This window comes from Stenotrophomonas bentonitica (genome assembly GCF_013185915.1).
Taxonomy (GTDB): Bacteria; Pseudomonadota; Gammaproteobacteria; order Xanthomonadales; family Xanthomonadaceae; genus Stenotrophomonas; species Stenotrophomonas bentonitica.
Genome location: NZ_JAAZUH010000001.1, coordinates 473,541 through 495,281, shown reverse-complemented (window position 1 = coordinate 495,281; position 21,741 = coordinate 473,541). Strand labels below are relative to the sequence as shown.

Genomic DNA, 21,741 nt, shown 5'->3' with positions numbered 1-21,741 from the left:
GGACGCGGCCAGCGGGATTCCGGCGGACGCCCTGCGCTGGCCGTTGAGCGAGGCGCAGCGCGGGTTGTGGTTCGCGCAGCGGGTGCTGGAGGCGCCGCCGGGCAGCTCCCGGCGTTTCGGGGCGGCGGCTGCGGCCTTCAACACCGCGCACGCGATCTGGTTCGAGGGTGGGCTGGACCTGGCCCGCTTCACGGCTGCGGCGGACACGGCGGCGGCCGAGGCGGAAGCGCTGCGGCTGCGCATGGCAGCCGACGCGGAAGGCGTGCCGTGGCAATGGCTGGATCCCGCGCACGTGCCGCTGTTGCAGGTGGTGGACGTGTCCACCGCCGCTGATCCGGAGCAGGCGGTACGCGATGCGATGCAGGCCGAGCGCCTGCGTCCGGTCGACCCCGCGCGTGACCGGCTCGCCCGGCAACGCCTGTATGTACTGGGGCCGCAGCGCGTGGCCTGGTACGTGCGGGTGCACCACCTGGCGACGGACGGTTATGGCATGGCGTTGTTCAGTGCACGGGTCTGCGCGCTGTACAACGGCGGCGACAGCGAACCGCTGCAACCGCTGCGGCCGGTCCTGGACGAAGACGCGCAGTACCAGGCCGATGACCGGCGCGAGCGCGATGCCGCGCACTGGCACGCCTACCTGCAAGGGGCGACGCCGGCCGAAGGGCTGGGCGGCGGCACGGCCGCCGCGGCGGCCGACGCGCACCGCTTCACCCGGCCGGTGGACGCCGCGCTGCGCGAGCGGCTGCTCAGCGCGGCGCAGGCGATCGGGCAGCCGTGGCCGGACCTGCTCACCGCGTTGACGGCGGAATACTGCCGACGGTACAGCGCGGCCGAGGAGGTGATGGTGGGGGTGCCGTTCATGGGCCGGCTCGGCAGCGCCTCGGCGCGGGTGCCGGCGATGGTGATGAACGTGCTGCCCCTGCGCGTCGGGGCACGCGACGACGACCGGATCGACGCCAGCGTGCGCGACACCGCGCGCTCGCTGGTGAGGGGGCGGCGGCACGGCCGCTATCGCGGCGAGCAGCTGCGCCGCGACCTGGGCTGGGTCGGCCTTCAGCATCGCCTGCATGGGCCGCTTGTAAATGTGCAGCCGTTCTACCGGCCGCTGCCGTGGCAGGGGGTCACCGCGCAGCTGGAGGTGCTGTGCACCGGGCCGGTGGACGACATCACCCTCGGCTTCCGCGGCGATGCAGTCAGCGCGCTGGTGCTGGAGGTCGAAGCCAATCCGGCGCGGCACGCGGCGGCGGAACTGCCGCAGCATGCCGAGCGCCTGCTGCATTTCGTGTCGGCCGCGCTGGAGGTACAGGCGCGTGGGGGAACGCTGGGCGAGGTCGCGTTGTGCACGCCCGCGGAGGAGCATCGCTGGGTGCACGAGGTCAACGCCACTGGGCACGCGGTGCCGGACGTCTCGCTGGTGGCGCTGCTGCTGGCACGCATGGCAGCCACGCCGGACGCCACGGCACTGGTGTTCGAAGGCGAGTCGCTCACCTTCGCCGCGCTGGAGCGGCGCAGCCGCGCCCTGGCGTTGCAGCTGCAGGCGCTCGGAGTAGGCCGCGAGTCGCGCGTGGTGGTGGCACTGCCGCGCTCGCTGTCGCTGCTGGTCGCGCTGGTGGCAGTGCTGCGCGCAGGGGGCGCGTACCTGCCGGTAGACCTGGAACACCCCGACGCACGCCTGCGCCGCATCCTGGACTCGGCGGCGCCGCAGTGCGTGCTGGTCGAGTCAGCCGATGCCGCGCGCTTCGAGGGGTACAGCGTGCTGTCGCCGGCGCAGTGGCACACCGACAGCAAGGCTGCGCTGCCCGATACGGTCCAGCCCGACGATGCCGCCTACCTGATCTACACCTCCGGGTCGACCGGCGAGCCCAAGGGGGTGCTGGTCGAGCATCGGGCGATCGTCAACCGGCTGGAATGGATGCGCTGCCACTACGCCGTGGATGCGCAGGCGCGCGTGCTGCAGAAGACCCCGGCCACTTTCGATGTGTCGGTCTGGGAATTCTTCCTGCCGCTGGTCAGTGGGGCCTCCCTGGTGATCGCGCCGCCGTGGATGCATCGCGACCCGCAGGCGCTGACCCGGCTGATCCGCGACGAACGCATTTCGATCCTGCATTTCGTGCCGTCGATGCTGGACGCATGGCTGGCCGTGCCCGACCTGGATGCACTGCCGCTGCAGCAGGTATTTACCAGTGGCGAAGCGCTGGACGCCGGTCTGCGCGACCGTTTCCACGCCCGCGTCGATGCAGAGCTGCACAACCTGTACGGACCCACCGAGGCCGCCGTGGACGTGAGTTTCTGGCCGGCCAGCCGCGAGGACCGCTCCGACCCGGTGCCGATCGGCTACCCGGTCTGGAACACCCAGCTGTACGTGCTGGACGCGCGGCTGCGGCCGTTGCCGGCCGGCGTGGCGGGTGACCTGTACCTGGGCGGGGTGCAGCTGGCGCGGGGGTACCTCGGCCGCGATGACCTGACCGCCGAACGCTTCCTGGCCAACCCGCACCTGCCCGGCGGGCGCCTGTACCGCAGTGGCGACCGTGCGCGCTGGCGCGAGGATGGCGCGCTGGAGTACCTGGGGCGCAGCGATCATCAGGTGAAGCTGCGCGGACTGCGCATTGAACTGGGCGAGATCGAAGCGGCCCTGCGCAGCGCACCGGGCGTGGCGCGCGCCGAAGTGCTGCTGCATGCGCCGGACGGCATGCCGGCACGACTGCTTGCGTACGTGTCCGGCGTCGACGTGGATGCCGCTGCAGTGCAGGCTGCGGCGCGCGCCCAGTTGCCGGATTACATGGTGCCGTCGCCCATCATGGTCGTATCGGAGTGGCCGGTGACCTCGAACGGCAAGCTGGACCGCAATGCATTGCCGTTGCCGGAGGTGGCCGAGGGCGCAGGACGCACCGCCGGGTCGCCCACCGAACACGTGCTGGCCACGCTGTTCCAGCAGGCGCTGGGGCTGCCTGCGCCGGTGCCGGCCGATGCCGATTTCTTCGCACTCGGCGGCGACTCGCTGAGCGCGGTGCACCTGCTGCTGGCGATCCAGCAGCGCTGGCAGCGCGATCCCGGTCTGGGCGCGATCTTCGCCACACCGACGGTGGCCGGACTGGCCGCGCACCTGGACGCTGCGGCGCAGGACACCGACCATGGGCTGGGACCGACGCTGGTGCTGGCGCGCGGCGAGCCGGGCAGGGCGCCCTTGTTCGTGATTCATCCCGCCGGGGGCATTGCGTGGAACTACCGCACGCTGGCGCGGGCGCTGGGCCCCGGGCGCGACGTGCACGGGCTGCAGTCGCCCGCGCTCGATGCAACCGCGCCCCTGCCGGACAGCATTGAAGCGCTGGCTGCCGACTATGCGTCGCGGATCGCCGCGCTGCATCCGCAGGGCCCGGTGCACCTGCTTGGGTGGTCGGTCGGGGGCATCATCGCCCAGGCCATCGCCGTGCACCTGCAGGCGCACGGTCGCGAGGCCGGCGCACTGGTGCTGCTGGACGCGTATCCCAGCGAGTGCTGGCGGGCCGAGCCAGAACCGGACGCGGTGGCCGCGTTGCGTGCCCTGTTGGCCATTGCCGGGCACGATCCGGAGCAGCACCCCGAGCTGGACAGCCGCGAACGCATCGTCGCCTTCCTGCGCCACGGCGACAGTGCCTTGGGCAACCTGCCCGAACCGGTGCTCGACGGCGTGGTGCGCGCGGTGACCGGCACCAATCGCCTGATCCGCGAGCATCACCACCGCCATTACAACGGCACCCTGGTGCACGTGCGCGCCGGCAACGACCATGTGCAGCGTCCGCACCTGCAGTCCGCACTGTGGCAGGCCCATGCCGCTCGGGTCGAAGCGCTGCCACTGCCGTTCCTGCATGCCGAACTCACCGGGCATGAGGCGGTGGCGCAGCTGGCGCCGTGGTTGTCGGCGCGACTGCAGCACTGGGACGTTCTCCAACAGGACCAAAAAACATGAAGCTCACTGGATTCGACGGCACCCTGGCACTGGTTACCGGTGCGGGCGGCGGCATTGGCAACGCGCTGGTGCAGCACCTGCTGGAGAGCGGCTGCGTGGTCGTCGCCAGCGACCTGCTCGCGCCCGCGTTGCCTGCACATCCCCGCCTGCATGCACGGTTGCTGGATGTCGCTGACGCGGCGGCGGTGGACGCCCTGGTCACCGAGGTGGAGGCCACGCTTGGACCGATCGGCTTCGGCATCAGCGTGGCGGGCGTGCTGCAGGTGGGTGAGGTGGTGGGGATCGACGATGCGCAGTGGCGCCGCGTATTCGCGGTCAACGCCGATGGCGTGTTCCATCTCGGCCGCGCCCTGGCACGCGTGATGACGCCGCGCGGGCACGGCGCCATCGTCACGGTCAGCTCGAATGCGGCCGGTGTGCCGCGGCATGGCATGGCCGCGTATGCGGCGTCCAAGGCGGCCGCGACCATGTTCACCCGCTGCCTTGGACTGGAGCTGGCGCCGCATGGCATCCGCTGCAATATCGTGGCGCCGGGTTCGACCCTGACCCCGATGCAGACCGGCATGTGGACCGACGACAACGGCGCGCAGCGCGTCATCGACGGCACTCCGGAGACCTACAAGGCCGGCATTCCACTGCGCAAACTGGCTACGCCAGGCGACATCGCGCAGGCGGTGATGTTCCTGCTCTCCGACCAGGCCGGCCACATCGCGATGAGCGACCTGTACGTGGACGGGGGCGCGACCCTGCGCGGCTAGCGCGCGGTGCGGGCGCGGCGTGGCTTGGCCGGTGCGCGGCCGGGCGCGCTGTCGCGGCTGGGCAGGGTGCCGCGCTGCTGCATCTGTTCCAGCCAGGCCAGGTTGTCCACGTAGGCCAGGAAGTGTTCCAGATACGCAGGCGAGACTTCGCCCATCCAGCCGATGGCACGGTGCACCAGCACGCTGGAATTCAACGGACCGCCGTCGCTGGGGGTCTGCGCCAGGGTCTGCCGGACCTGGCTGGCGGTACGCAGCTGCGCCCACTGGGTGCGGAACTGCGCCAGTGCAGGCAGTGCCGGGTAGTCCGGGTTGTGGCTTGCGCGCGGTGTACCGAGGGCAGCCAGCACTTTCAGCGGTGAGGCGGTCTCGGCGGTCGCGGGGGCAGCGGGGCGTGCCGCAAGCCGGCTGGCGTATGCCTCCAGCAGGGTTTCAAGGCGTGCATCCAGCGTGCGGCGCAGCGCGCCCTGTGTGGCCTGGCTGCGCCGCTGCAGCGCTTCCAGGAACGCAAACTGCACCGGATCCACGCGATCCAGGTGCTGTGCCCGCCATCCGGCGAGGCGATCGGTGACGGCGGAGCGGTTACCGTCCATCGCCTGCGACGCTTGGCTTCAGGCGCGGCATCGGTGCCATCTCCACGCGGCGGTTGCGCGCGCGGCCTTCCTCGTCGGCATTCGAACCCACCGGCTGCTCGGCGCCGAACGCGGCGGCGAACACCGAGCCGGCCGGCACGCCTTCGGCGATCAGGGTGCGGGTCACGGTCAACGCGCGCTCGGCGGACAACTCCCAGTTGTCCGCGAATTGCCGGTTGCTGTTGCGCACCGGCTGGTCATCGGTGAAGCCGCTGACCATCAGGATTTCCTCGCGCGAGGCCAGGTAGCCGCTGAGCGGCGCAGCCAGGCTGCGCAGCAGTTCGCGGCCTTCCGGCTGCAACTGGTCGGAGTTGAGCGCGAACAGCACGCTGCCGCGGATGCCGATGCGTCCATCCACCAGGGTCACCCGGCCGGCCGCGAGCGGTGCGGCCAGCGCCTGTTCCAGGGTCTGGCGGCGCTTGGCTTCGGCCTCCCGCTGCGCCACTTCCTGGTCCAGCCGGTGCGAAAGCTCCAGCTGCAATGCGACCACGCCGACCAGGATCAGCACGAACGCACCCAGCAGCACCGACATCAGGTCGCCGAAGGCGGCCCAGATCGGTGCGCCGGTTTCGTTCTCCAGCTCGATCTCGTCGCTCATGCGGTGGCGGTCCCGGCGCTGCGGCTGCGTCCGGCCAGCTGCTGCAGTTCTTCGATGATCTGCTGCTGCGAGAGCACGCTCAGGTCGATCACTTCGCGCGCCTGGGTCACGTAGTAGGCCAGCTGCTCATCGCTGCGGGTCATCGACGCGTCCAGCGCACCGGCGACCTGCTGCAGCTGCTCGCCCAGCCCGGTGCTGGCGCTGCCGAAGCTCTGCATGGCGGTGCCGAACGCATCGGCCAGGCTGGCCACTTCCACCGCGCTGCCGCTGACCTGCGCGGCCACGTCTTCCAGCTTGCCGGTCTCGGCAGCGATATGCGTGGTGAACTGCGTGCCTACGCGCTCCAGCAGCTCGGCCGAGGTGCTGACCAGCGCGTCCACCGCGGTGCGCTGTTCGGTGGAGGCGTGGTTGACCGCGTCCAGCAGGGTTTCCAGCGTGCCCAGCAAGCGGGTGCGTTCGTCCAGCATCGCGGTGTCCCGGACCATGCTGTCGGAGAGTTTCTGGCGCAGCTCGGCGACCACTTCGGCGGCGGCCTTCGGTGCTTCGGAGGCCAGCGTGACCAGGCGCGAGATTTCGCTGATGGTCTCGGCGGCATGAGCCTGCGCCTGGGTGCCGATCTCATGCGCGGTGCGCGACAGCGTCTCGCACACGGCCTGCTGGCTGGCCGCGACCTGCGCGCCGTTGTCGGCCCACTGCTGGCCGAGCTGCGAGGACAGCTGCGCGAACGCATCACGCCAGGTATCCAGGCGCTGCGTATCGCGCGCTTCCAGGCGCTCCTGCAGGCCGCTGTGCGACGCCTGCAGGCTGTCCGCCAGTGTTTCCACCAGCGCCGTGGCGCGCTCGGTGTGGACCTCGCTGAAACGGCCCAGCGCAACGTCGAGCTGGGCAATCAGCGTGGCGTGGGTCTGCTGCTGCACGGCCTGTGCGTCGTTCCACTGCGTGGCGGTGGCATCCAGGCGTGCGGCGACGGCGTCGGCGCTGGCGTCGAGGCGGGCGGCCAGCGTTTCCAGCAGCTGTACGGCGCGCTGGTCGTGCGCCTCGTTGAGCGTGGCCAGGGTCGCGCGCAGGTCGGCCGACAGGGTGTCGTGGGCCTGGCGCTGAGCGTCGAGCGCAGCGTTCCAGGTCGCGTCAGTGGCGGCGCGGCTGGTCTCGAAGCCCGTGGCCAGGCCATCGAGCTGCGCGCGCACGGCATCGCCGACGGTGCCCTGCAGGGCGGTGGTCTGCTGCGCGATGCCGGCCATGGTCTCCGCCATGATCGGCTGCAGTGCGTCGCCGACCGCGCGCGCACTCTGCGCGACGCTGGCCTCCAGTGCCTGCTGTACCGATGCGGCGAGCCGCTCATGCGCGGCCTCGGCACGGGCGTGGAAGCTGTCCTGGCTGCTGGCCAGGCGCTCGCCGGCCGCGCCACTCTGCTGTTCGATTGCGGCGCTCATTGCTTCCAGGCGATCCACCAGTGCCGGCATCAGCCCGGCCTGGGCCTGCAGCAGGCGGTAGGCTTCGGCACGCTGCCAGGCCTGCGAATGCACGTGCAGGGTGGTGGCGATGCGGGTGTCCAGCTGCTGCACCACCTGCAGGCGTTCGCGCCGGCACAGCGCGGCCAGCAGGCCGAGCATGGCCGAGGTCGCCACACCGGCAATCGAGGTGCCGAATGCCACGGCCAGGCCTTCCACCGGCGCGCCCAGCGAGCCACGGATGGCCTGCAGGTCGGTCGCGCTGCCGAGTGCCAGGCCGGTGCCGCGCAGGGTCGCCATCATGCCGAGCAGGGTGCCGAGCATGCCCAGCAGCACCAGCAGGCCGACCAGGTACGGGGTCAGCACCGGCGCGGGCAGCGCGACGCGCTCGCCTTCCACGCGCAGCCGCACCGCATTGCGCAGCGCATCGGGCACCTTGGCCAGCCATTCGCCCAGGCTGGACGGCGCCTCGGCGGCGTCGGTTACGGCCTGGGCCAGCCCGGCAGTGCCCTGCCGGTAGCGGTGCAGTTCCAGCGCACCGGCGCAGTAGCAGGCGGCGATCACCAAGGCGACGGCGACGCCGACCAGGTTGCTGCCGACGTACCCGGCGCCGATCCAGCCCACCGCCAGCAGGCCGGCGAGGAAAACAACAACGTAAAGAGGAGTTCTGAACATGACAGCCCGGTTAGTGGGGGCGAAGCGCTGCAAGCAGGCCTTCGATGGGGTGGAAACGAACGTCCAGTTCGGCCATCAGCACGGCCTGCATGTCGTTCCTGAATATCTGCAGCCAGCCGGCGTCGGGATCGGCCCCGTCGCCACCGGCGTCGTCGCGCAGGCGCTCGAAATGGGCGCCCAGCAGGGTCGGCACGCTCGCCAGCAGCTGCTGCTCGCGCGGGCTCAGGGCCTGTTCCATCGCGGCGTCCACCTCGGCCAGGCGCGGCAGCTCGCCGGGTTCCTGGCTGAGCCGGTCGCGCAGCTGGCCGCGCAGGCGCCCGGTCGCGGTGAGCATGGCGCGCTGTACGGTGAGGCAGCGCTGGCGGAACGCGATCGGGTCGATCTTGACCGGTGCGCCGGCGTCCGGGGTGTACTGGATGGACTGGACCAGGCTGGCACGCACCTTCGCGCATTCCTCGGCCAGCGCCTCCACCCCGGTCGGCTCGCTGCCCGCCGGGGCCGGCAGGCGCCCGTCCAGCGCGCGCGACAGCGCGACCGCACGGGTCCAGTCGATCCACTGGCTGAGCCGGTCGGACAGGTCCGGCCCGGTGCGCGGGGCGTTGCGGTCGGCCAGCGCCGCCAGCAACCGGATGAAGGGCGGGCCGGGGACAGGCGTGCGGTGCTGCTTTTTCGCCATGGTACCGGTCAAAAACCGCGAATTTTACACTGGAATGACGGCCGGGCTCGCTGAATGCCCGGGCGGCCCGGCGCGGTGGGGTTTCCACACGCCGTGAACACGCGCGTATGCGCCGCGCTTACATGCGGTTGCCTACGGTGGGGGTGGGCCAACCCATCGCCCGCAATCTTTCCAGGAGTCCACCATGCAGATCCCCGAAAAAACCCTTGTAGTGGTCGCCGACGGCGGCTCGGCCCGTGTGTTCACCAACGTGGGTGACGGCCGCACGCTGCAACTGAAGCAGGACGAGGAACTGCAGATCCGCGACATCAGCCCGGAGGGCGTCTCCGGCCAAGGCCCGTCCGGTGCGGTGCCCAAGGACATGAGCATTTCCCAGCTCAACGAAGCCACCTTCGCCAAGCAGCTGGCCCAGCAGCTGAACGACCACGCGCTGAAGAACCGCTACAGCCACCTGATCCTGGTGGCCGACCCGAAGACGCTGGGGCATATCCGCCCGCAGCTGCACAAGGAAGTGGAGTCGCGCATGCTCAGGGAGATCGCCAAGGACCTCACCAATTCCACGCTGGACGACATCCAGCGCGCCCTGGTGGCCTGAGCATGGCCTTCGCGACCCGCTATGCGGACCCACCGGAGCCAACCCGTGCCGAGGTCGAGGCCGGCACGGGCTGGCAGCTGCTGGAGTTCGGCACCGACTGGTGCGGGCACTGCCAAGCCGCGCAGCCGGCGGTGCACGGGTTCGTGGACGGCCATCCCGACCTGGCGCACCGCAAGGTCGAGGACGGCAAGGGGCGCCCGCTCGGGCGCGCCTTCACGGTGAAGCTGTGGCCGACCCTGGTGCTGCTCAAGGACGGCCAGGAGCAGGCGAGGGTGGTGCGGCCGACCGCACCGGCAGACCTGCAGCCGCTCGAACAGGCGCTCAACGCCGGGTAGGTCCGGCCGCTGGTCGGACCCGGATATACCAAAATTCCCAATTTGTCCAAAAAGGGTATACTGGCCCCGTCCGCCGTTGGAGTTCCGCCATGAGCCTGCCCCTGGATGTGCCCGGTCTTGAGAAGGCCACTGCGTCGTCGGTGAAGACCCGCGGCTGGCCGAGCCTGATGCGCACCGTGCGCGAGAAGCAGGCGCTGGTGATCACCAACCACAATCACCCCGAAGCGGTGATCGTGGACATCAAGGCCTACCAGGAGCTGCTTGCCCGCGCGGCCGGCAGCCACGACGACGGCCGCCAGGGCGAACTCGAGCGCCTGCGCGCCGAGTTCGACACCGCCCTGTCCAGCCTGCAGCGCGAGGGTGGCCTGGGCAAGGTGCTCGGCCAGCCGATCCGCCGTGGCAAGGCAACGCTGCTTGGCCCGTCGCTCTGACCGGTGGCGAAGATCCTGGTGTTGGCCGGCGTCAACGGCGCCGGTAAAAGTTCGCTGCTGGGCACGTGGCTGCGCGAAGCCGGCCTGACCTGGTTCAACCCCGACGCATTTACCCGCCGGCTGGTGGAGCAGGGCTGGCCCCTGGATGAAGCCAATGCCGCGGCATGGAGCGAGGGCACGCGACGGCTGCGCCAGGCGATGGCCGACGGCACCGATTTCGCATTCGAGACGACGCTGGGTGGCAATACCATTCCGCGCCTGCTGCGCGAGGCGTGCGACAGCCACGAGGTGGCGATCTGGTTCTGCGGGCTGCAGAGCGTGGCACTGCACGTGCAGCGCGTGGCCGATCGGGTCAGCCAGGGCGGGCATGACATTCCGCAGGACAAGATCCGTGCGCGCTACGATTCGGCGCGCGAAAACCTGATCGAGCTGCTGCCGTTTCTTGCCGAGCTGCATGTGTACGACAACAGCGCGCCTGTGGACGCGCAGGGCAGGGCAACGCCGCTGCCGCTGCTGCAGCTGGATCGCGAAGGACTGCATCATCCGGTGACGGTGATCGATCTGCTGAAGACGCCGGACTGGGCGAAGCCCATCGTGATGCGCGCGATGGAACTGCACGCGAACGGTTGATCGCAGTGCATGGAAAACGCTTGAAAACAGGCGTTTTCTGCAACATGTGAAGACATGGTCAGGACCCGACGGGTCGAATGTGTTAACATTCATCGCTTGATCATTGTCTCGGGCCGTTGCCCGTCTCTCGGTCATCCTTCCTGCAGCGCCGTTGTGTTTTCGCGGCCGTCCGGGAACGTCTGTTGCCACCCCTCTTCGCGCATCGTGCCGCGTTCTTCCAGAGGCGGTCTTTTCCTGTGCCTTGCGCGGGACGTCAGGCGTCGGGATGACCCTGCTTCCAGGAGAAAGCAGATGCAGGAAGTGCATGCCGCACACGCGCATTTCGGCTGGTTCAAACGCCGCCGCCAGATGAAGGTCGACGAAGTCACCGTCGTTGACCGCCCCATGTTGAAGAAAGCCGTGGGCGCTGCTGCGCTCGGCAATGCGATGGAATGGTTCGACTTCGGTGTCTACGGCTATCTCGCGGTCACCCTGGGCCAGGTGTTCTTCCCTTCCAGCAGCCCGACCGCGCAGCTGATCGCCACCTTCGCCACCTTCACCGTGGCCTTCCTGGTCCGTCCGCTCGGCGGCCTGGTGTTCGGTCCGCTCGGTGACCGTTACGGGCGCCAGAAGGTACTGGCCTTCACCATGATCCTGATGGCGCTGGGCACCTTCAGCATCGGCCTGATTCCCTCCTACGACAGCATCGGCATGTGGGCGCCCGCGCTGCTGCTGATCGCGCGGCTGGTACAGGGCTTCTCCACCGGTGGCGAGTACGGCGGTGCAGCGACCTTCATTGCCGAATACTCCACCGACCGCAACCGCGGCCTGATGGGCAGCTGGCTGGAATTCGGCACGCTCGGCGGCTACATCGCCGGTGCGGCCACCGTGACCGTGCTGCACATGGCGCTGAGCAGCAGCCAGATGCTGGACTGGGGCTGGCGCCTGCCGTTCCTGATCGCCGGCCCGCTGGGCCTGCTCGGGCTGTACATGCGCATGAAGCTGGAAGAGACCCCCGCCTTCCGCGCGTATGCCGAAGAAGCCGACAAGCGCGACCTGGAACGCCCGGGGCTGGGTGCGCTGCTGCGCGTGCATTGGCCGCAGCTGCTCAAATGCGTGGGCCTGGTGCTGGTGTTCAACGTCACCGACTACATGCTGCTGACCTACATGCCCAGCTACCTGAGCGTGACCATGGGCTATGCCGAGAGCAAGGGCCTGCTGCTGATCATCATCGTGATGCTGGTGATGATGCCGCTCAACGTGGTCGGCGGGTTGTTCAGCGACAGGCTCGGCCGTCGCCCGATGATCATCGGTGCCTGCATCGCGCTGTTCGCGCTGGCCATTCCGTGCCTGCTGCTGGTTGGCAGCGGCAACGACTGGCTGATCTTCCTTGGGCTGATGCTGCTGGGCCTGGCGCTGGTCTGCTTCACCAGTTCGATGCCGTCCACGCTGCCGGCGCTGTTCTACACCCCGGTGCGTTACAGCGCGCTGTCGATCGCCTTCAACATTTCGGTCTCGCTGTTCGGCGGCACCACGCCGCTGATCACCGCCTGGCTGGTGGAACGTACCGGCGATCCGCTGGTGCCGGCGTACTACTTGATGGGCGCCGCGGTGATCGGCCTGGTCACCATGTTGTTCGTCAACGAAACCGCCAACCTGCCGCTGCGCGGCTCTCCGCCGGCCGTGGCCAGCGAAGCCGAAGCCCATGCGTTGTTGAAGAGCGACGAGCCGGTGACCGTGGATGCGACCCAGCCGACGCTGCCGGAGGCGGCCCTGCCGGAAGCACGACCCGCGTAAACTGAACCCCGCGCCGCAACATGCGGCGCGGGTCCATCCAATGCTAGGATCGATCCACCTTGAATCGATCTAAATCCAAAATGACCAGAGCGGCAACGGGGTGGGTAGCATTGGCCATGGGCGCCATGCTGGCAGCAGGAGGCGCCACCGCGGCGCCACAGACCGCAGGCGAACGCGCCTACGCGGCGGTCGATCCGTTCATCGGTACCGGTGGCGAAGGGCATACCTACCCGGGCGCCACGGTGCCGTTCGGCATGGTCCAGCTCAGCCCCGACACCCGCATCCAGCCGCGCGAAAAGGCCTACGATTGGGCCGCTGGTTACCGTTACGACGACAGCAGCATCGTCGGCTTCTCGCACACCCACTTCTCCGGCAGCGGCCACTCCGACCTCGGCGACGTGCTGGTGATGCCGTTCACCGGCGACCCCGGCCTGGAGCGCGGCGATCCGGAGAAGCCCCGCAGCGGCTACGCCTCGCGTTTCGACCACAAGGACGAAAAGGCCGAGCCCGGCTACTACGCGGTGACCCTGCAGGACTACAAGGTCCGCGCCGAACTCACCGCCAGCGCCCGTACCGGCGTGCACCGCTACACCTACCCGAAGGGCGAGTCGGCGAAGCTGCTGCTCGACCTGTGCACCAGCCTGTACGACTACCCGGGCAAGATCTCGTGGTCGCGGCTGCGCGTGCGCGACGACGGCACCATCACCGGCTTCCGCGAAACCCGCGGCTGGGCGCCCGGCCGCCAGCTGTATTTCGCGATGCGCTTCTCGCGCCCGCTCACCGGCCACGCGCTGCACAACACCGAGAAGGACATCCCCTACAAGGGCTTCCCGCCGCCGGGCCAGAATGACCCGACCCAGCGTGCGCAGATTGAAGGGCGCCAGCTGGTCGGCACGTTCGACTTCGGCAAGCTCGATGCACCGCTGGTGGTGAGCGTGGCGATTTCGCCGGTCAGCGAAGCCGGCGCCATCGCCAACCTTGAAGCCGAAGCCAAGGACCAGGACTTCGACCGCATCCGCGCCGACGCCCGCACCCAGTGGCAGCAGGCGCTGTCGGTGCTGGACATCGAGGCGCCGCAGCACGATCGCCGCAGTGCCTACACCGCGCTGTACCACAGCCTGCTGGGGCCGACGCTGTTCATGGACGTCGACGGCCAGTACCGCGGTTCGGACAACGCCGTGCACCGCGCCGAGGGTTACACCAACTACTCCACGTTCTCGCTGTGGGACACCTACCGTGCGCTGCACCCGCTGCTGACCCTGGTGCAGCCGGAACAGCGCACCAGCGACATGGTCAATTCGCTGCTTGCCCACCAGCACAACAGCCCCTACGGCATGCTGCCGGTGTGGGCGTTCCACGGCCAGGAAACCTGGTGCATGATCGGTTACCACGCGGTGCCGGTGATCGCCGACGCGTACGTCAAGGGCATCCGTGGCTTCGACGCCGACAAGGCGCTCAAGGCGATGGTCGCCACCGCGAACTACGGCCCCTACGACGGCATCGCGCAGTACCGCGAACTGGGCTGGGTGCCGATCGACGAAGAAGGCGAAGCCGCCAGCAAGACCCTGGAATACGCCTTCGACGACTGGACCATCGCGCGCATGGCCACCGCCATGGGCAAGACCGAGGTCGCTACCGAGTTCGACAAGCGCGCCAGCAACTGGCGCCATGCCTTCGACGAGGAAACCGGCTTCATGCGCGCCCGCAAGCGCGACGGCAGCTTCCGCACCCCGTTCGATCCCAGTGCCAGCGGCTACGGCACCGACTACACCGAAGGCAACGCCTGGCAATACTCGTGGTATGTCCCGCAGGACGTGGCCGGCCTGGCCGCCGCACACGGTGGCGCCGACAAGCTGCTGGCGCGCCTGGACGCGGTGTTCGATGCGAAGGTCGATCCTTCGATCTTCGAGCACATGGAAGACATCACCGGCCTGATCGGCTGGTACGCGCACGGCAACGAGCCCAGCCACCACGTCGCCTACCTGTACGCGCATGCCGGGCAGCCGTGGCGCACCCAGGCCCGCCTCAAGCAGATCATGGACACCCAGTACGCGGACCGTCCCGATGGCCTGGCCGGCAATGACGACCTGGGCCAGATGTCGGCCTGGTACGTGTTCACCGCGCTGGGCTTCTATCCGGTCGCCCCGGGCAGCGCCGAGTACATCATCGGCCGTCCGTTCCTGCCCAAGGCGGTGCTCAACCTGCCCAACGGCAAGACCTTCCGCATCACCACCGAAGGCATGGGCAAGGGCCACGAATACGTAGGTTCGGTCACGCTCAACGGCAAGCCGCTCAACCGCACGTTCCTGCGCCACGCCGAAATCATGGCCGGTGGCGAACTGCACTTCACCCTGCAGGCCGACGCCAACACCGCGTGGCCGGGGCAGGGCGCCGAGCAGCCGTACTCGATGTCGCACTGACGTCCTTCAGCTGTCTTCGTCCCACCCATCGCCGTCCCCGTCTTCCGGGGGCGGCGATGTCGTTTCCAGGTCCGGGTCGACCGGTTCCAGCAGGGTGTAGTCGTCGCGTTTCAGGTCGCGGAAGGCGCGGCTGACCGGGTACGCCTCCAGTGCCGGGGAGCGCTCGTGCAGGCCTGCAGGAGTAGTGATCGCGCCGGACAACCAGTCCATGGCCTGTGCGGCGGAAAGAAACACCGGCCCATCCGGTGTGAGCGGCGCGGGAATGGCGCGGTTGGGTGCAGTCAGCACGGTAAAGCTGTCCAGCTGCTGGCCGTCGCCGTCTTCCCAGTGTTCCCATAGGCCGGCCGCGAGCAGGGCGAGCCCGTCGCGCCGCTGCACGAACCGCGGCCACGGGGGACGGCGGCTGCGGTCGAGTTTGTAGTAACCGGTCAAGGGCACCACGCACGGGCGTTCGGCCCACGCCTTGGCGAAGATCCGGCTGCGGGGCGCGCGGTCCAGGCGGGCAGTAACCGTGGTGTAGGTCGTGCTGGGTGTCTTCGACCAGCGCGGCACCAGGCCCCAGACCATCTCCGCCACATGCAGCACACCGTCGCCGTCGCGTGCCAGCACCGACGCAGGCGAGCCCTTGCCGATGTTTTAGTGGTCCGGCGCAGCCGCAAGCGCGTCGGCCAGCTCGCGCGGCAGGCCTTCGGGGACGGACTCGGGTTCGGCAATGGCCTGGGCGAAGCGACGCATATGCCCAGCCTAGGCGGCGCGGCGTGAGCGCATGGTTGAGCCGGAGCGGGGTCGGCGCTAGAGTCGGGGCGTGGTTGTTTCGCGATACCTGCCCATGCCGCGTCGTAAAAAAGACATTCCGCCTGCAGACAGCGCAGGCCAGCGCCTGCCGTTGGGACCCGAGTCGGCGGTGCTATGCCGGGCGCGCGATTACGTGGCAGGCACGGTGATCGCCTTGCACCACCATCCCGACCGTCACCAGCTGGTCTACGCCGCCTCCGGCGTGCTGGTGGTGCAGGCCGGCAGCGGGCGCTGGGTGGTGCCGAGCACGCGCGCGATCTGGATGCCGGCGGGCATCGGCCACAAGGTCAGCTGCATCGGGGCCGTGCGCATGCGCAGTTTGTACATCCAGCCGGAGGTGATGCCCGATGCGCCGACCACGGCAGCTACGGTGTCGATCACTCCGTTGCTCGCTGAGCTGATCGCAGCGGCGGCAAACGTGCAGCAGCCCTACACAACGGACTCCCGTGACGGCCACCTGATGCAGCTGATCGTGGACGAACTGCAGACGCTGCCGGTGCTGCCGCTGCACGTGCCGGAACCGGCCGACCCGCGCCTGCAGGAGATCGCACACTACTGGGACAGCACACCCGACGACGCTTCAACGTTGCAGGACTGGGCGCAGCGCCTGGGCGTGGACGCCAAGACCATCCAGCGCCTGTGCGCCCGCGAACTGGACATGACCTTCGGCCAATGGCGCCAGCAGATCCGCCTGGTGCGTGCACTGGAGCGGCTCGCGCATGGCGAAAAGGTCATCGACGTAGCCCTGTCACAGGGCTACGCCAGTCCAAGCGCGTTTACCGCGATGTTCAAGAAGCGCTTCGGTCAGTTGCCGAGCCAGTTCTTCCAGTAACCCGGGCGGATCACTTCATCGACGTCTTCGGCAGGAACGCGGTCGCCAATCCAAGCAGCGGCAGGAACGAGGTGAGGTGGTAGACCCACACGATGCCGTGGATGTCGGCGAGCTTGCCGAGGCCCGCCGCGCCGATGCCGCCGATGCCAAACATCAGGCCGAACATCAGGCCGGAGACCATGCCGACGCGACCGGGGACGGCTTCCTGCGCGTACACCACCAGTGCGGCGAATGCCGAGGACATCACCAGGCCCACGGCCACGGCAAGAATGGCGGTGCCCATCAGGTTGGCGTAGGGCAGGGCGAGTGCGAACGGGGCCACGCCCAGGAACGAAATCCAGATCACCGCCTTGCGGCCGATCCGGTCGCCCACCGGGCCACCCATGAAGGTGCCGAGTGCGATGGAAGCCAGGAAGATGAAGAGATACATCTGGCTCTGCTGCACGCTCAGGTGGAAGCGTTCGATCAGGTAGAAGGTGAAGTAGTTGGTGATCGAAGCGATGTAGACGAACTTGGCGAACATCAGCACCGCGACTACCGCGATGGCCTGCACGACCTTGCCGCGGCTCAGGCCGATGCCATGCGAGCGCGCCAGGCTGTTCATCTTGGCCTGGCCGTGACGCACGGTCCAACCGGTGAGGCGGAACAGCACGAAGATCGCTACCGCAGCGATCAGCAGGAACCAGCCGATGGCGCGCTGGCCATGCGGGATCACGACCGCAGCGGCAAGCAGCGGGCCGATCGCCGAGCCGGTGTTGCCGCCGACCTGGAACGTGGACTGCGCGGTACCGAAGCGACCGCCCGAGGCCATGCGTGCAACGCGCGATGCTTCCGGGTGGAAAGTAGCGGAGCCCACGCCGACCACGGCGGCCGCCAGCAGCAGCATTTCGTAACTGTTGGCCATGGCCATCATGCCGATGCCGACGAAGGTGGCGACCATGCCCGAGGGCAGCAGGTAGGGCATCGGTCGCTTGTCGGTGTACATGCCCACCCACGGCTGCAGCAGCGAGGCGGTGAACTGGTAGACCAGCGCGATGGTGCCGATCTGGCCGAAGCTCAGCTGGAACTGGCTCTTGAACATCGGGTACACGGCGGGCAACACCGCCTGGATCATGTCGTTGAGCAGGTGCGCGAACGCAGCGGCACCGACGATGCGGATTGCAAAGCCCTGCTGGGCAGGCTCGGTGACGGCGGGTACTACCGGGGCAACAGGGGAAGCAGACGGCGGAGTTTCTGGGCGCATGGGGGCAATCAACAGCAGCAGCGATCCCGGTCGGCGGCACCGACCCGGACCCGTGGGGGAAGGGTAGCGGCAAAGCGTAAGCCCGGCGCTGGCGGCCGTCTCGCGCGATACGGACGGTCATCGTCGCATTCAGGACATTGCGTGGCTGTGCCGGATCTGGCGTCCTGCATCCATCAAGCCGTCACGCCGTGGCTGGCACGATGACAGGCGTTCGCCCCACTCCAGGAGACAAATCGTGGCCTCAACTGCCGTCGTGACCCGCCACTGGGTCATCCATCCGTTCCATGCCGCCGTGCTCGGGGGCGTGCTGCCGCTGTTCCTCGGCGCATCGCTCGCGGACTATGCGTACTGGAACACCTATGAAATCCAGTGGAGCAACTTCGCGTCCTGGCTGCTGGTGGGGGCCATGGTGATGACCACCCTGGCGTTGTTGCTTGGCCTGTTCGGGCGTCTGCGCGGCAGCCGCAATGGCTTCTACGTGATCGTGCTCGCGGCGACCTGGATCGTCGGTTTCCTCAATTCGCTGCACCATGCGCGCGATGCGTGGGCGATCATGCCCGGCGCGCTGGTGTGGTCGGTGATCGTCACCTTGCTCGCGCTTGTCGCGACCTGGCTCGGCTTTGCCAGCGTCCGCGTGCGCGTGGGAGGTGCCCTGTGAGCCGCGCGTCCACGAAGATCCTCGCCGTCTCCGCACTTGCGGTGGCGCTGGCCGCCTGCAGCGGTAAAGCGCCGGAGCTGCAGCAGCTCGGTGGCAATCCGGAACTGCCCAAGCCGCACCGCGCGGTGATGCCTGACATGACCATCGCAAAGCCGACCCCGTGGGGCGACAGCGTGCCGACCGTGCCGGCCGGCTTCAAGGTCTCGGCGATCGCCACAGACCTGGCGATTCCGCGCCAGACCCTGGTGCTGCCCAACGGCGACATCCTGGTGGCCGAAGGGCGCGGCGGCAGTGCGCCGAACCTGAAACCCAAAGACGTGATTGCCGGCAAGATCAAGGCCAAGGGCAACACCCAGGTGAAGAGTGGCAACCGCCTGACCCTGCTGCGTGATGCCGACGGTGACGGTGTGTATGAGCTGAAGACGGTGTTCGCGGACAAGCTCAACGCGCCGTATGGCCTGGCGATGATCGGGAATGCCATCTACGTGGCCAACCAGGACGCGCTGGTGCGTTTCGACTACACCGAAGGCCAGACCAAGGCGAGCGGCGCGCCGGTGAAGGTCACCGACCTGCCGTCGGCGATCAACCACCACTGGACCAAGTCGCTGGCGGCCAGCGAAGACGGCACCAAGCTCTACGTGGGTATCGGTTCGAACAGCAACATCACCGAACGCGGCATGGCAGTGGAGCTCGACCGCGCGCAGGTCTGGGAGATCGACGCGCAGACCGGCGCGCACCGCCCGTTCGCCACGGGTATCCGCAATCCCACCGCGCTGGCGGTGCAGCCGGGTACCGGCACGTTGTTCGCGGTGGTGAACGAGCGCGATGAGATCGGCCCGAACCTGGTGCCGGATTACCTGACCTCGGTGCGTGAGGGTGGCTTCTATGGCTGGCCGTACAGCTACTGGGGCAACCATGTGGACACGCGCGTGATGCCGCAGAACCCGGAAAAGGTCGCCTCGGCGATCGCGCCGGACTACGCACTGGGCTCGCACGTGGCCGCGCTGGGCGTTGCGTTCTCCAACCCTGCGGTGGGCGGCAACTTCACCGACGGCGTGTTCGTGGGCCAGCATGGCAGCTGGAACCGCAATCCGCCGGTGGGCTACAAGGTGGTGTTCGTGCCGTTCCGGGATGGTAAGCCGGCGGGCGATGCGATTGATTTCGCCACCGGGTTCCGGGGGGAAGATGGCAAGACTCGTGGCCGGCCGGTGGGTGTGACCGTGGATCCGCGTGGCGCGGTGATCGTGGCCGATGATCTGGCCAATACGATCTGGCGGATTACGCCTGCGGCGGGGACGGTGGCGCCTGCAGCGGCTGCTCCTGCGCCGGTTACGCCTGCGCCCGCGGCGCCTCCTGCACAGTAAGCGGGAGGAAATCGCGCCTGCGGCAATTGTCGCAGGCGCGTTGGGGCAGCCACGCAGGGCGTGGCTCTACCGGGGAACGTTCGCGATCAATGGGTAGAGCCACGCCCTGCGTGGCTCAGCGAACCCACCGAACGGCTTTCAACGCCGCCGCCAACTTTTCCTTGGCCTCATCATTGCTGAAAGGCGGCACCTTCGGCGGGTCATACACTTCCGGGCGCGTCCCGGCCACCACCAGGTCAATCGCATAACAGCGCCCGTCCTGCACGGCGCGGTAGCTTTCCGCTGACACGTAATGGCTCATCGCCGCATCGCCGACGCTGAAGTGGGTAAACGGCACGCCGTCGATCTGCACCGTGTCAGCCTTCCCGGTCGCTTCGGCCGGCAGGTCCAGGCATCGCTTCACCGCATCGGCATCGTCACTGCGCCCCAACCGCAACTCGGCGGCGGTGACCTCGTTGGACCCCTCCAGCACCAACGCCGCCAGCGGCGTGCCTTTGCTGTCGGGTTCCGCGAACAGTTTCCAGCTGTCCAGCGCCAGGTAGCTGCGGGTGAAGTCCCGGCGCACCTGCATGCCCGGAACCGCGTCCAGCGCGGTGCCCGGCGCGTCTTCCGCGAACACAGGCGCCACGGTTGCAGCTTTCTGCTCCGTGACCGCGGCGGCCTTGGCAGCACCCGGATCAGCGCCGCTCGGCGGCGCGATAGGCGCAGGCTCCGGGCTGCGACCGCACCCGACCAGGGGACTGGCCAGCAGGGCAAGCATCAACGAGGTGCGCAGGGAGGTGTGCATGCGGAGCTCCATGGAGGGCGGACGCGGTCAGCATGCGCCTGACTGCGTTGCAGAGGGTGAACATCGACGTTGGAGGCACGTCCGCGTGAGCTGGACGTTGACGCGCACGTTCGACGGCCGGCGGATACTCATGCCATGCAGAAGGAGCACGCCATGGGCCGCCGTAAGCGACTGAAGATCGCCACGTTCAATGTCAACGGCATCAAGTCGCGGCTGCCGCATCTGCTGGCCTGGCTGGAACGCGAGAAGCCCCACATCGTGGCACTGCAGGAGCTCAAGGCCGCGCAGGACAGCTTCCCGGAGCAGGAGATCCGTGACGCGGGCTACGGCTGCATCTGGCACGGCCAGCGCTCCTGGAACGGTGTCGCGCTGCTGGCCCGTGGGCAGGACCCCATCGAAAGCCGGCGCGGCCTGCCGGGCGACCGCAGCGACGACCAGAGCCGCTACCTGGAGGCGGCCGCGCACGGCGTGCTGGTGGGCGGCCTATACCTGCCCAACGGCAACCCGCAGCCGGGACCGAAGTTCGACTACAAGCTCAAGTGGATGCAGCGGCTGCACAAGCACGCCGCCGGGCTGGTGGGGTTGCCGCACCCGGTCGCCCTGATCGGCGACTTCAACGTGGTACCCACCGACGCCGACATCTATGATCCGAAATCCTGGCGGCGCGATGCGCTGCTGCAGCCGGAGGCACGCGAGGCCTACTTCGACCTGCTGGCGCAGGGCTGGACCGACAGCCTGCGCCAGGTGCATGGCGACGCGCAGATCTTCACGTTCTGGGACTACTTCCGGCAACACTACGAGCGCGACCGCGGACTGCGCATCGACCATCTGCTCTTGAACCCGGTGCTGTCCGGCGGTTTGAAGGACGCCGGCGTGGACCGCTGGGTGCGCGGGCTGGAAAAGGCGAGCGACCATGCGCCGACCTGGATCGAAGTGCTCGCGCCGCAGTCGTGAGAATGCGATGACACTTCCGCTCACTATGTGAAGCCTTCAGATTCCATCGCGAATCAGGCGCTGCGCGAGGTCCCATATGCCGCGAGGTGATGTGCACATGGAATATTCGAATCACCGCATGCGCTCACACCTGCGTTTTCCGGCGCAATGTGGAGCTGAAATCACATCAAGTCACGAAGCTGTCGCAA

The 21,741-nt window shown here is 68.5% G+C and carries 19 protein-coding genes; 12 read left to right on the top strand and 7 right to left on the bottom strand.

Annotated elements, in window-relative coordinates:
* Nucleotides 1-16 precede the first annotated feature (16 nt).
* Together HGB51_RS02135 and HGB51_RS02130 are read left to right on the top strand one after the other, a co-directional pair.
* A complete protein-coding gene (locus HGB51_RS02135) occupies nucleotides 17-3,946 on the top strand; it encodes a non-ribosomal peptide synthetase (RefSeq protein ID WP_084738824.1) in 3,930 nt (1,309 codons plus the stop codon).
* Complete coding sequence (locus tag HGB51_RS02130; protein ID WP_070206604.1) at nucleotides 3,943-4,704, top strand: 2,3-dihydro-2,3-dihydroxybenzoate dehydrogenase; 762 nt, start codon at nucleotides 3,943-3,945, stop codon at nucleotides 4,702-4,704. The genes HGB51_RS02135 and HGB51_RS02130 overlap by 4 nt, the downstream gene beginning before the upstream one ends.
* Here the strand turns inward: HGB51_RS02130 and HGB51_RS02125 are convergent.
* Genes HGB51_RS02125 through HGB51_RS02110 form a run of 4 tightly spaced genes read right to left on the bottom strand, consistent with a single transcriptional unit; the run spans nucleotide 4,701 to nucleotide 8,745 of the window.
* On the bottom strand, nucleotides 4,701-5,294 hold the full coding sequence (locus HGB51_RS02125) for a DUF2894 domain-containing protein (RefSeq protein WP_070206605.1): 594 nt from the start codon (nucleotides 5,292-5,294) through the stop codon (nucleotides 4,701-4,703). The genes HGB51_RS02130 and HGB51_RS02125 overlap by 4 nt on opposite strands.
* On the bottom strand, nucleotides 5,284-5,931 hold the full coding sequence (locus HGB51_RS02120; protein ID WP_070206606.1) for an OmpA family protein: 648 nt from the start codon (nucleotides 5,929-5,931) through the stop codon (nucleotides 5,284-5,286). Before HGB51_RS02120 ends, HGB51_RS02125 begins: the two co-directional genes overlap by 11 nt.
* Complete coding sequence (locus HGB51_RS02115) at nucleotides 5,928-8,057, bottom strand: DUF802 domain-containing protein (RefSeq protein WP_070206607.1); 2,130 nt, start codon at nucleotides 8,055-8,057, stop codon at nucleotides 5,928-5,930. Before HGB51_RS02115 ends, HGB51_RS02120 begins: the two co-directional genes overlap by 4 nt.
* A 10-nt stretch (nucleotides 8,058-8,067) precedes the next feature.
* A complete protein-coding gene (locus HGB51_RS02110) occupies nucleotides 8,068-8,745 on the bottom strand; it encodes a DUF3348 domain-containing protein (RefSeq protein ID WP_171966714.1) in 678 nt (225 codons plus the stop codon).
* Nucleotides 8,746-8,917: 172 nt separating this feature from the next.
* Between HGB51_RS02110 and HGB51_RS02105 the strand changes: the two genes are divergently transcribed.
* The 6 genes from HGB51_RS02105 to HGB51_RS02080 all read left to right on the top strand — a co-directional run bounded on the left by HGB51_RS02105 (nucleotide 8,918) and on the right by HGB51_RS02080 (nucleotide 14,920).
* Nucleotides 8,918-9,328, top strand: a complete 411-nt coding sequence (locus HGB51_RS02105; RefSeq protein ID WP_070206608.1) for a host attachment family protein — start codon at nucleotides 8,918-8,920, stop codon at nucleotides 9,326-9,328.
* Between the two features lie 2 nt (nucleotides 9,329-9,330).
* Nucleotides 9,331-9,663, top strand: coding sequence for a thioredoxin family protein (locus tag HGB51_RS02100; RefSeq protein WP_070206609.1), 333 nt, complete (start codon nucleotides 9,331-9,333; stop codon nucleotides 9,661-9,663).
* A gap of 89 nt (nucleotides 9,664-9,752) precedes the next feature.
* Nucleotides 9,753-10,094: a type II toxin-antitoxin system prevent-host-death family antitoxin gene (locus HGB51_RS02095; RefSeq protein ID WP_070206610.1), complete on the top strand. Its 342-nt coding sequence runs from the start codon at nucleotides 9,753-9,755 to the stop codon at nucleotides 10,092-10,094.
* 3 nt (nucleotides 10,095-10,097) lie between these two features.
* Nucleotides 10,098-10,724, top strand: a complete 627-nt coding sequence (locus HGB51_RS02090) for an ATPase (RefSeq protein ID WP_070206611.1) — start codon at nucleotides 10,098-10,100, stop codon at nucleotides 10,722-10,724.
* Between the two features lie 291 nt (nucleotides 10,725-11,015).
* On the top strand, nucleotides 11,016-12,500 hold the full coding sequence (gene proP / locus HGB51_RS02085) for a glycine betaine/L-proline transporter ProP (protein ID WP_070206612.1): 1,485 nt from the start codon (nucleotides 11,016-11,018) through the stop codon (nucleotides 12,498-12,500).
* A 116-nt stretch (nucleotides 12,501-12,616) separates the two neighbouring features.
* Complete coding sequence (locus HGB51_RS02080; protein ID WP_246233395.1) at nucleotides 12,617-14,920, top strand: GH92 family glycosyl hydrolase; 2,304 nt, start codon at nucleotides 12,617-12,619, stop codon at nucleotides 14,918-14,920.
* A gap of 6 nt (nucleotides 14,921-14,926) precedes the next feature.
* Here HGB51_RS02080 and HGB51_RS02075 read toward each other — a convergent pair whose 3' ends face one another.
* Nucleotides 14,927-15,553, bottom strand: coding sequence for an SOS response-associated peptidase (locus HGB51_RS02075; RefSeq protein WP_343034366.1), 627 nt, complete (start codon nucleotides 15,551-15,553; stop codon nucleotides 14,927-14,929).
* A gap of 196 nt (nucleotides 15,554-15,749) precedes the next feature.
* Here HGB51_RS02075 and HGB51_RS02070 point away from each other — a divergent pair, with 196 nt between their 5' ends.
* Complete coding sequence (locus HGB51_RS02070; protein ID WP_070209046.1) at nucleotides 15,750-16,547, top strand: AraC family transcriptional regulator; 798 nt, start codon at nucleotides 15,750-15,752, stop codon at nucleotides 16,545-16,547.
* A gap of 10 nt (nucleotides 16,548-16,557) precedes the next feature.
* Here HGB51_RS02070 and HGB51_RS02065 read toward each other — a convergent pair whose 3' ends face one another.
* Nucleotides 16,558-17,790, bottom strand: coding sequence for an MFS transporter (locus HGB51_RS02065; RefSeq protein ID WP_070209047.1), 1,233 nt, complete (start codon nucleotides 17,788-17,790; stop codon nucleotides 16,558-16,560).
* 235 nt (nucleotides 17,791-18,025) lie between these two features.
* Here HGB51_RS02065 and HGB51_RS02060 point away from each other — a divergent pair, with 235 nt between their 5' ends.
* Together HGB51_RS02060 and HGB51_RS02055 are read left to right on the top strand one after the other, a co-directional pair.
* The gene (locus HGB51_RS02060; RefSeq protein WP_070209048.1) at nucleotides 18,026-18,448 is read left to right on the top strand and encodes a DUF2231 domain-containing protein; all 423 of its coding nucleotides are present in this window, start codon (nucleotides 18,026-18,028) and stop codon (nucleotides 18,446-18,448) included.
* Nucleotides 18,445-19,812 carry a PQQ-dependent sugar dehydrogenase gene (locus HGB51_RS02055; protein ID WP_070209049.1) on the top strand — a complete coding sequence of 456 codons (1,368 nt, stop codon included), beginning with the start codon at nucleotides 18,445-18,447 and terminating at the stop codon, nucleotides 19,810-19,812. The genes HGB51_RS02060 and HGB51_RS02055 overlap by 4 nt, the downstream gene beginning before the upstream one ends.
* Before the next feature lie 115 nt (nucleotides 19,813-19,927).
* Here HGB51_RS02055 and HGB51_RS02050 read toward each other — a convergent pair whose 3' ends face one another.
* Complete coding sequence (locus tag HGB51_RS02050) at nucleotides 19,928-20,599, bottom strand: hypothetical protein (RefSeq protein ID WP_141739212.1); 672 nt, start codon at nucleotides 20,597-20,599, stop codon at nucleotides 19,928-19,930.
* A gap of 153 nt (nucleotides 20,600-20,752) precedes the next feature.
* Between HGB51_RS02050 and xth the strand changes: the two genes are divergently transcribed.
* Nucleotides 20,753-21,553, top strand: a complete 801-nt coding sequence (gene xth, locus HGB51_RS02045) for an exodeoxyribonuclease III (protein WP_070209055.1) — start codon at nucleotides 20,753-20,755, stop codon at nucleotides 21,551-21,553.
* Nucleotides 21,554-21,741 lie beyond the last annotated feature (188 nt).

Bases quoted from the DNA above. Each gene is read 5' to 3' on its own strand.
- HGB51_RS02095 (WP_070206610.1), top strand. From the start codon at position 9,753: ATGAGCCTGCCCCTGGATGTGCCCGGTCTTGAGAAGGCCACTGCGTCG.
- HGB51_RS02070 (WP_070209046.1), top strand. From the start codon at position 15,750: ATGCCGCGTCGTAAAAAAGACATTCCGCCTGCAGACAGCGCAGGCCAG.
- xth (WP_070209055.1), top strand. From the start codon at position 20,753: ATGGGCCGCCGTAAGCGACTGAAGATCGCCACGTTCAATGTCAACGGC.
- proP (WP_070206612.1), top strand. From the start codon at position 11,016: ATGCAGGAAGTGCATGCCGCACACGCGCATTTCGGCTGGTTCAAACGC.
- HGB51_RS02050 (WP_141739212.1), bottom strand. From the start codon at position 20,599: ATGCACACCTCCCTGCGCACCTCGTTGATGCTTGCCCTGCTGGCCAGT.
- HGB51_RS02120 (WP_070206606.1), bottom strand. From the start codon at position 5,931: ATGAGCGACGAGATCGAGCTGGAGAACGAAACCGGCGCACCGATCTGG.
- HGB51_RS02125 (WP_070206605.1), bottom strand. From the start codon at position 5,294: ATGGACGGTAACCGCTCCGCCGTCACCGATCGCCTCGCCGGATGGCGG.
- HGB51_RS02080 (WP_246233395.1), top strand. From the start codon at position 12,617: ATGGGCGCCATGCTGGCAGCAGGAGGCGCCACCGCGGCGCCACAGACC.
- HGB51_RS02130 (WP_070206604.1), top strand. From the start codon at position 3,943: ATGAAGCTCACTGGATTCGACGGCACCCTGGCACTGGTTACCGGTGCG.
- HGB51_RS02065 (WP_070209047.1), bottom strand. From the start codon at position 17,790: ATGCGCCCAGAAACTCCGCCGTCTGCTTCCCCTGTTGCCCCGGTAGTA.
- HGB51_RS02115 (WP_070206607.1), bottom strand. From the start codon at position 8,057: ATGTTCAGAACTCCTCTTTACGTTGTTGTTTTCCTCGCCGGCCTGCTG.
- HGB51_RS02105 (WP_070206608.1), top strand. From the start codon at position 8,918: ATGCAGATCCCCGAAAAAACCCTTGTAGTGGTCGCCGACGGCGGCTCG.
- HGB51_RS02100 (WP_070206609.1), top strand. From the start codon at position 9,331: ATGGCCTTCGCGACCCGCTATGCGGACCCACCGGAGCCAACCCGTGCC.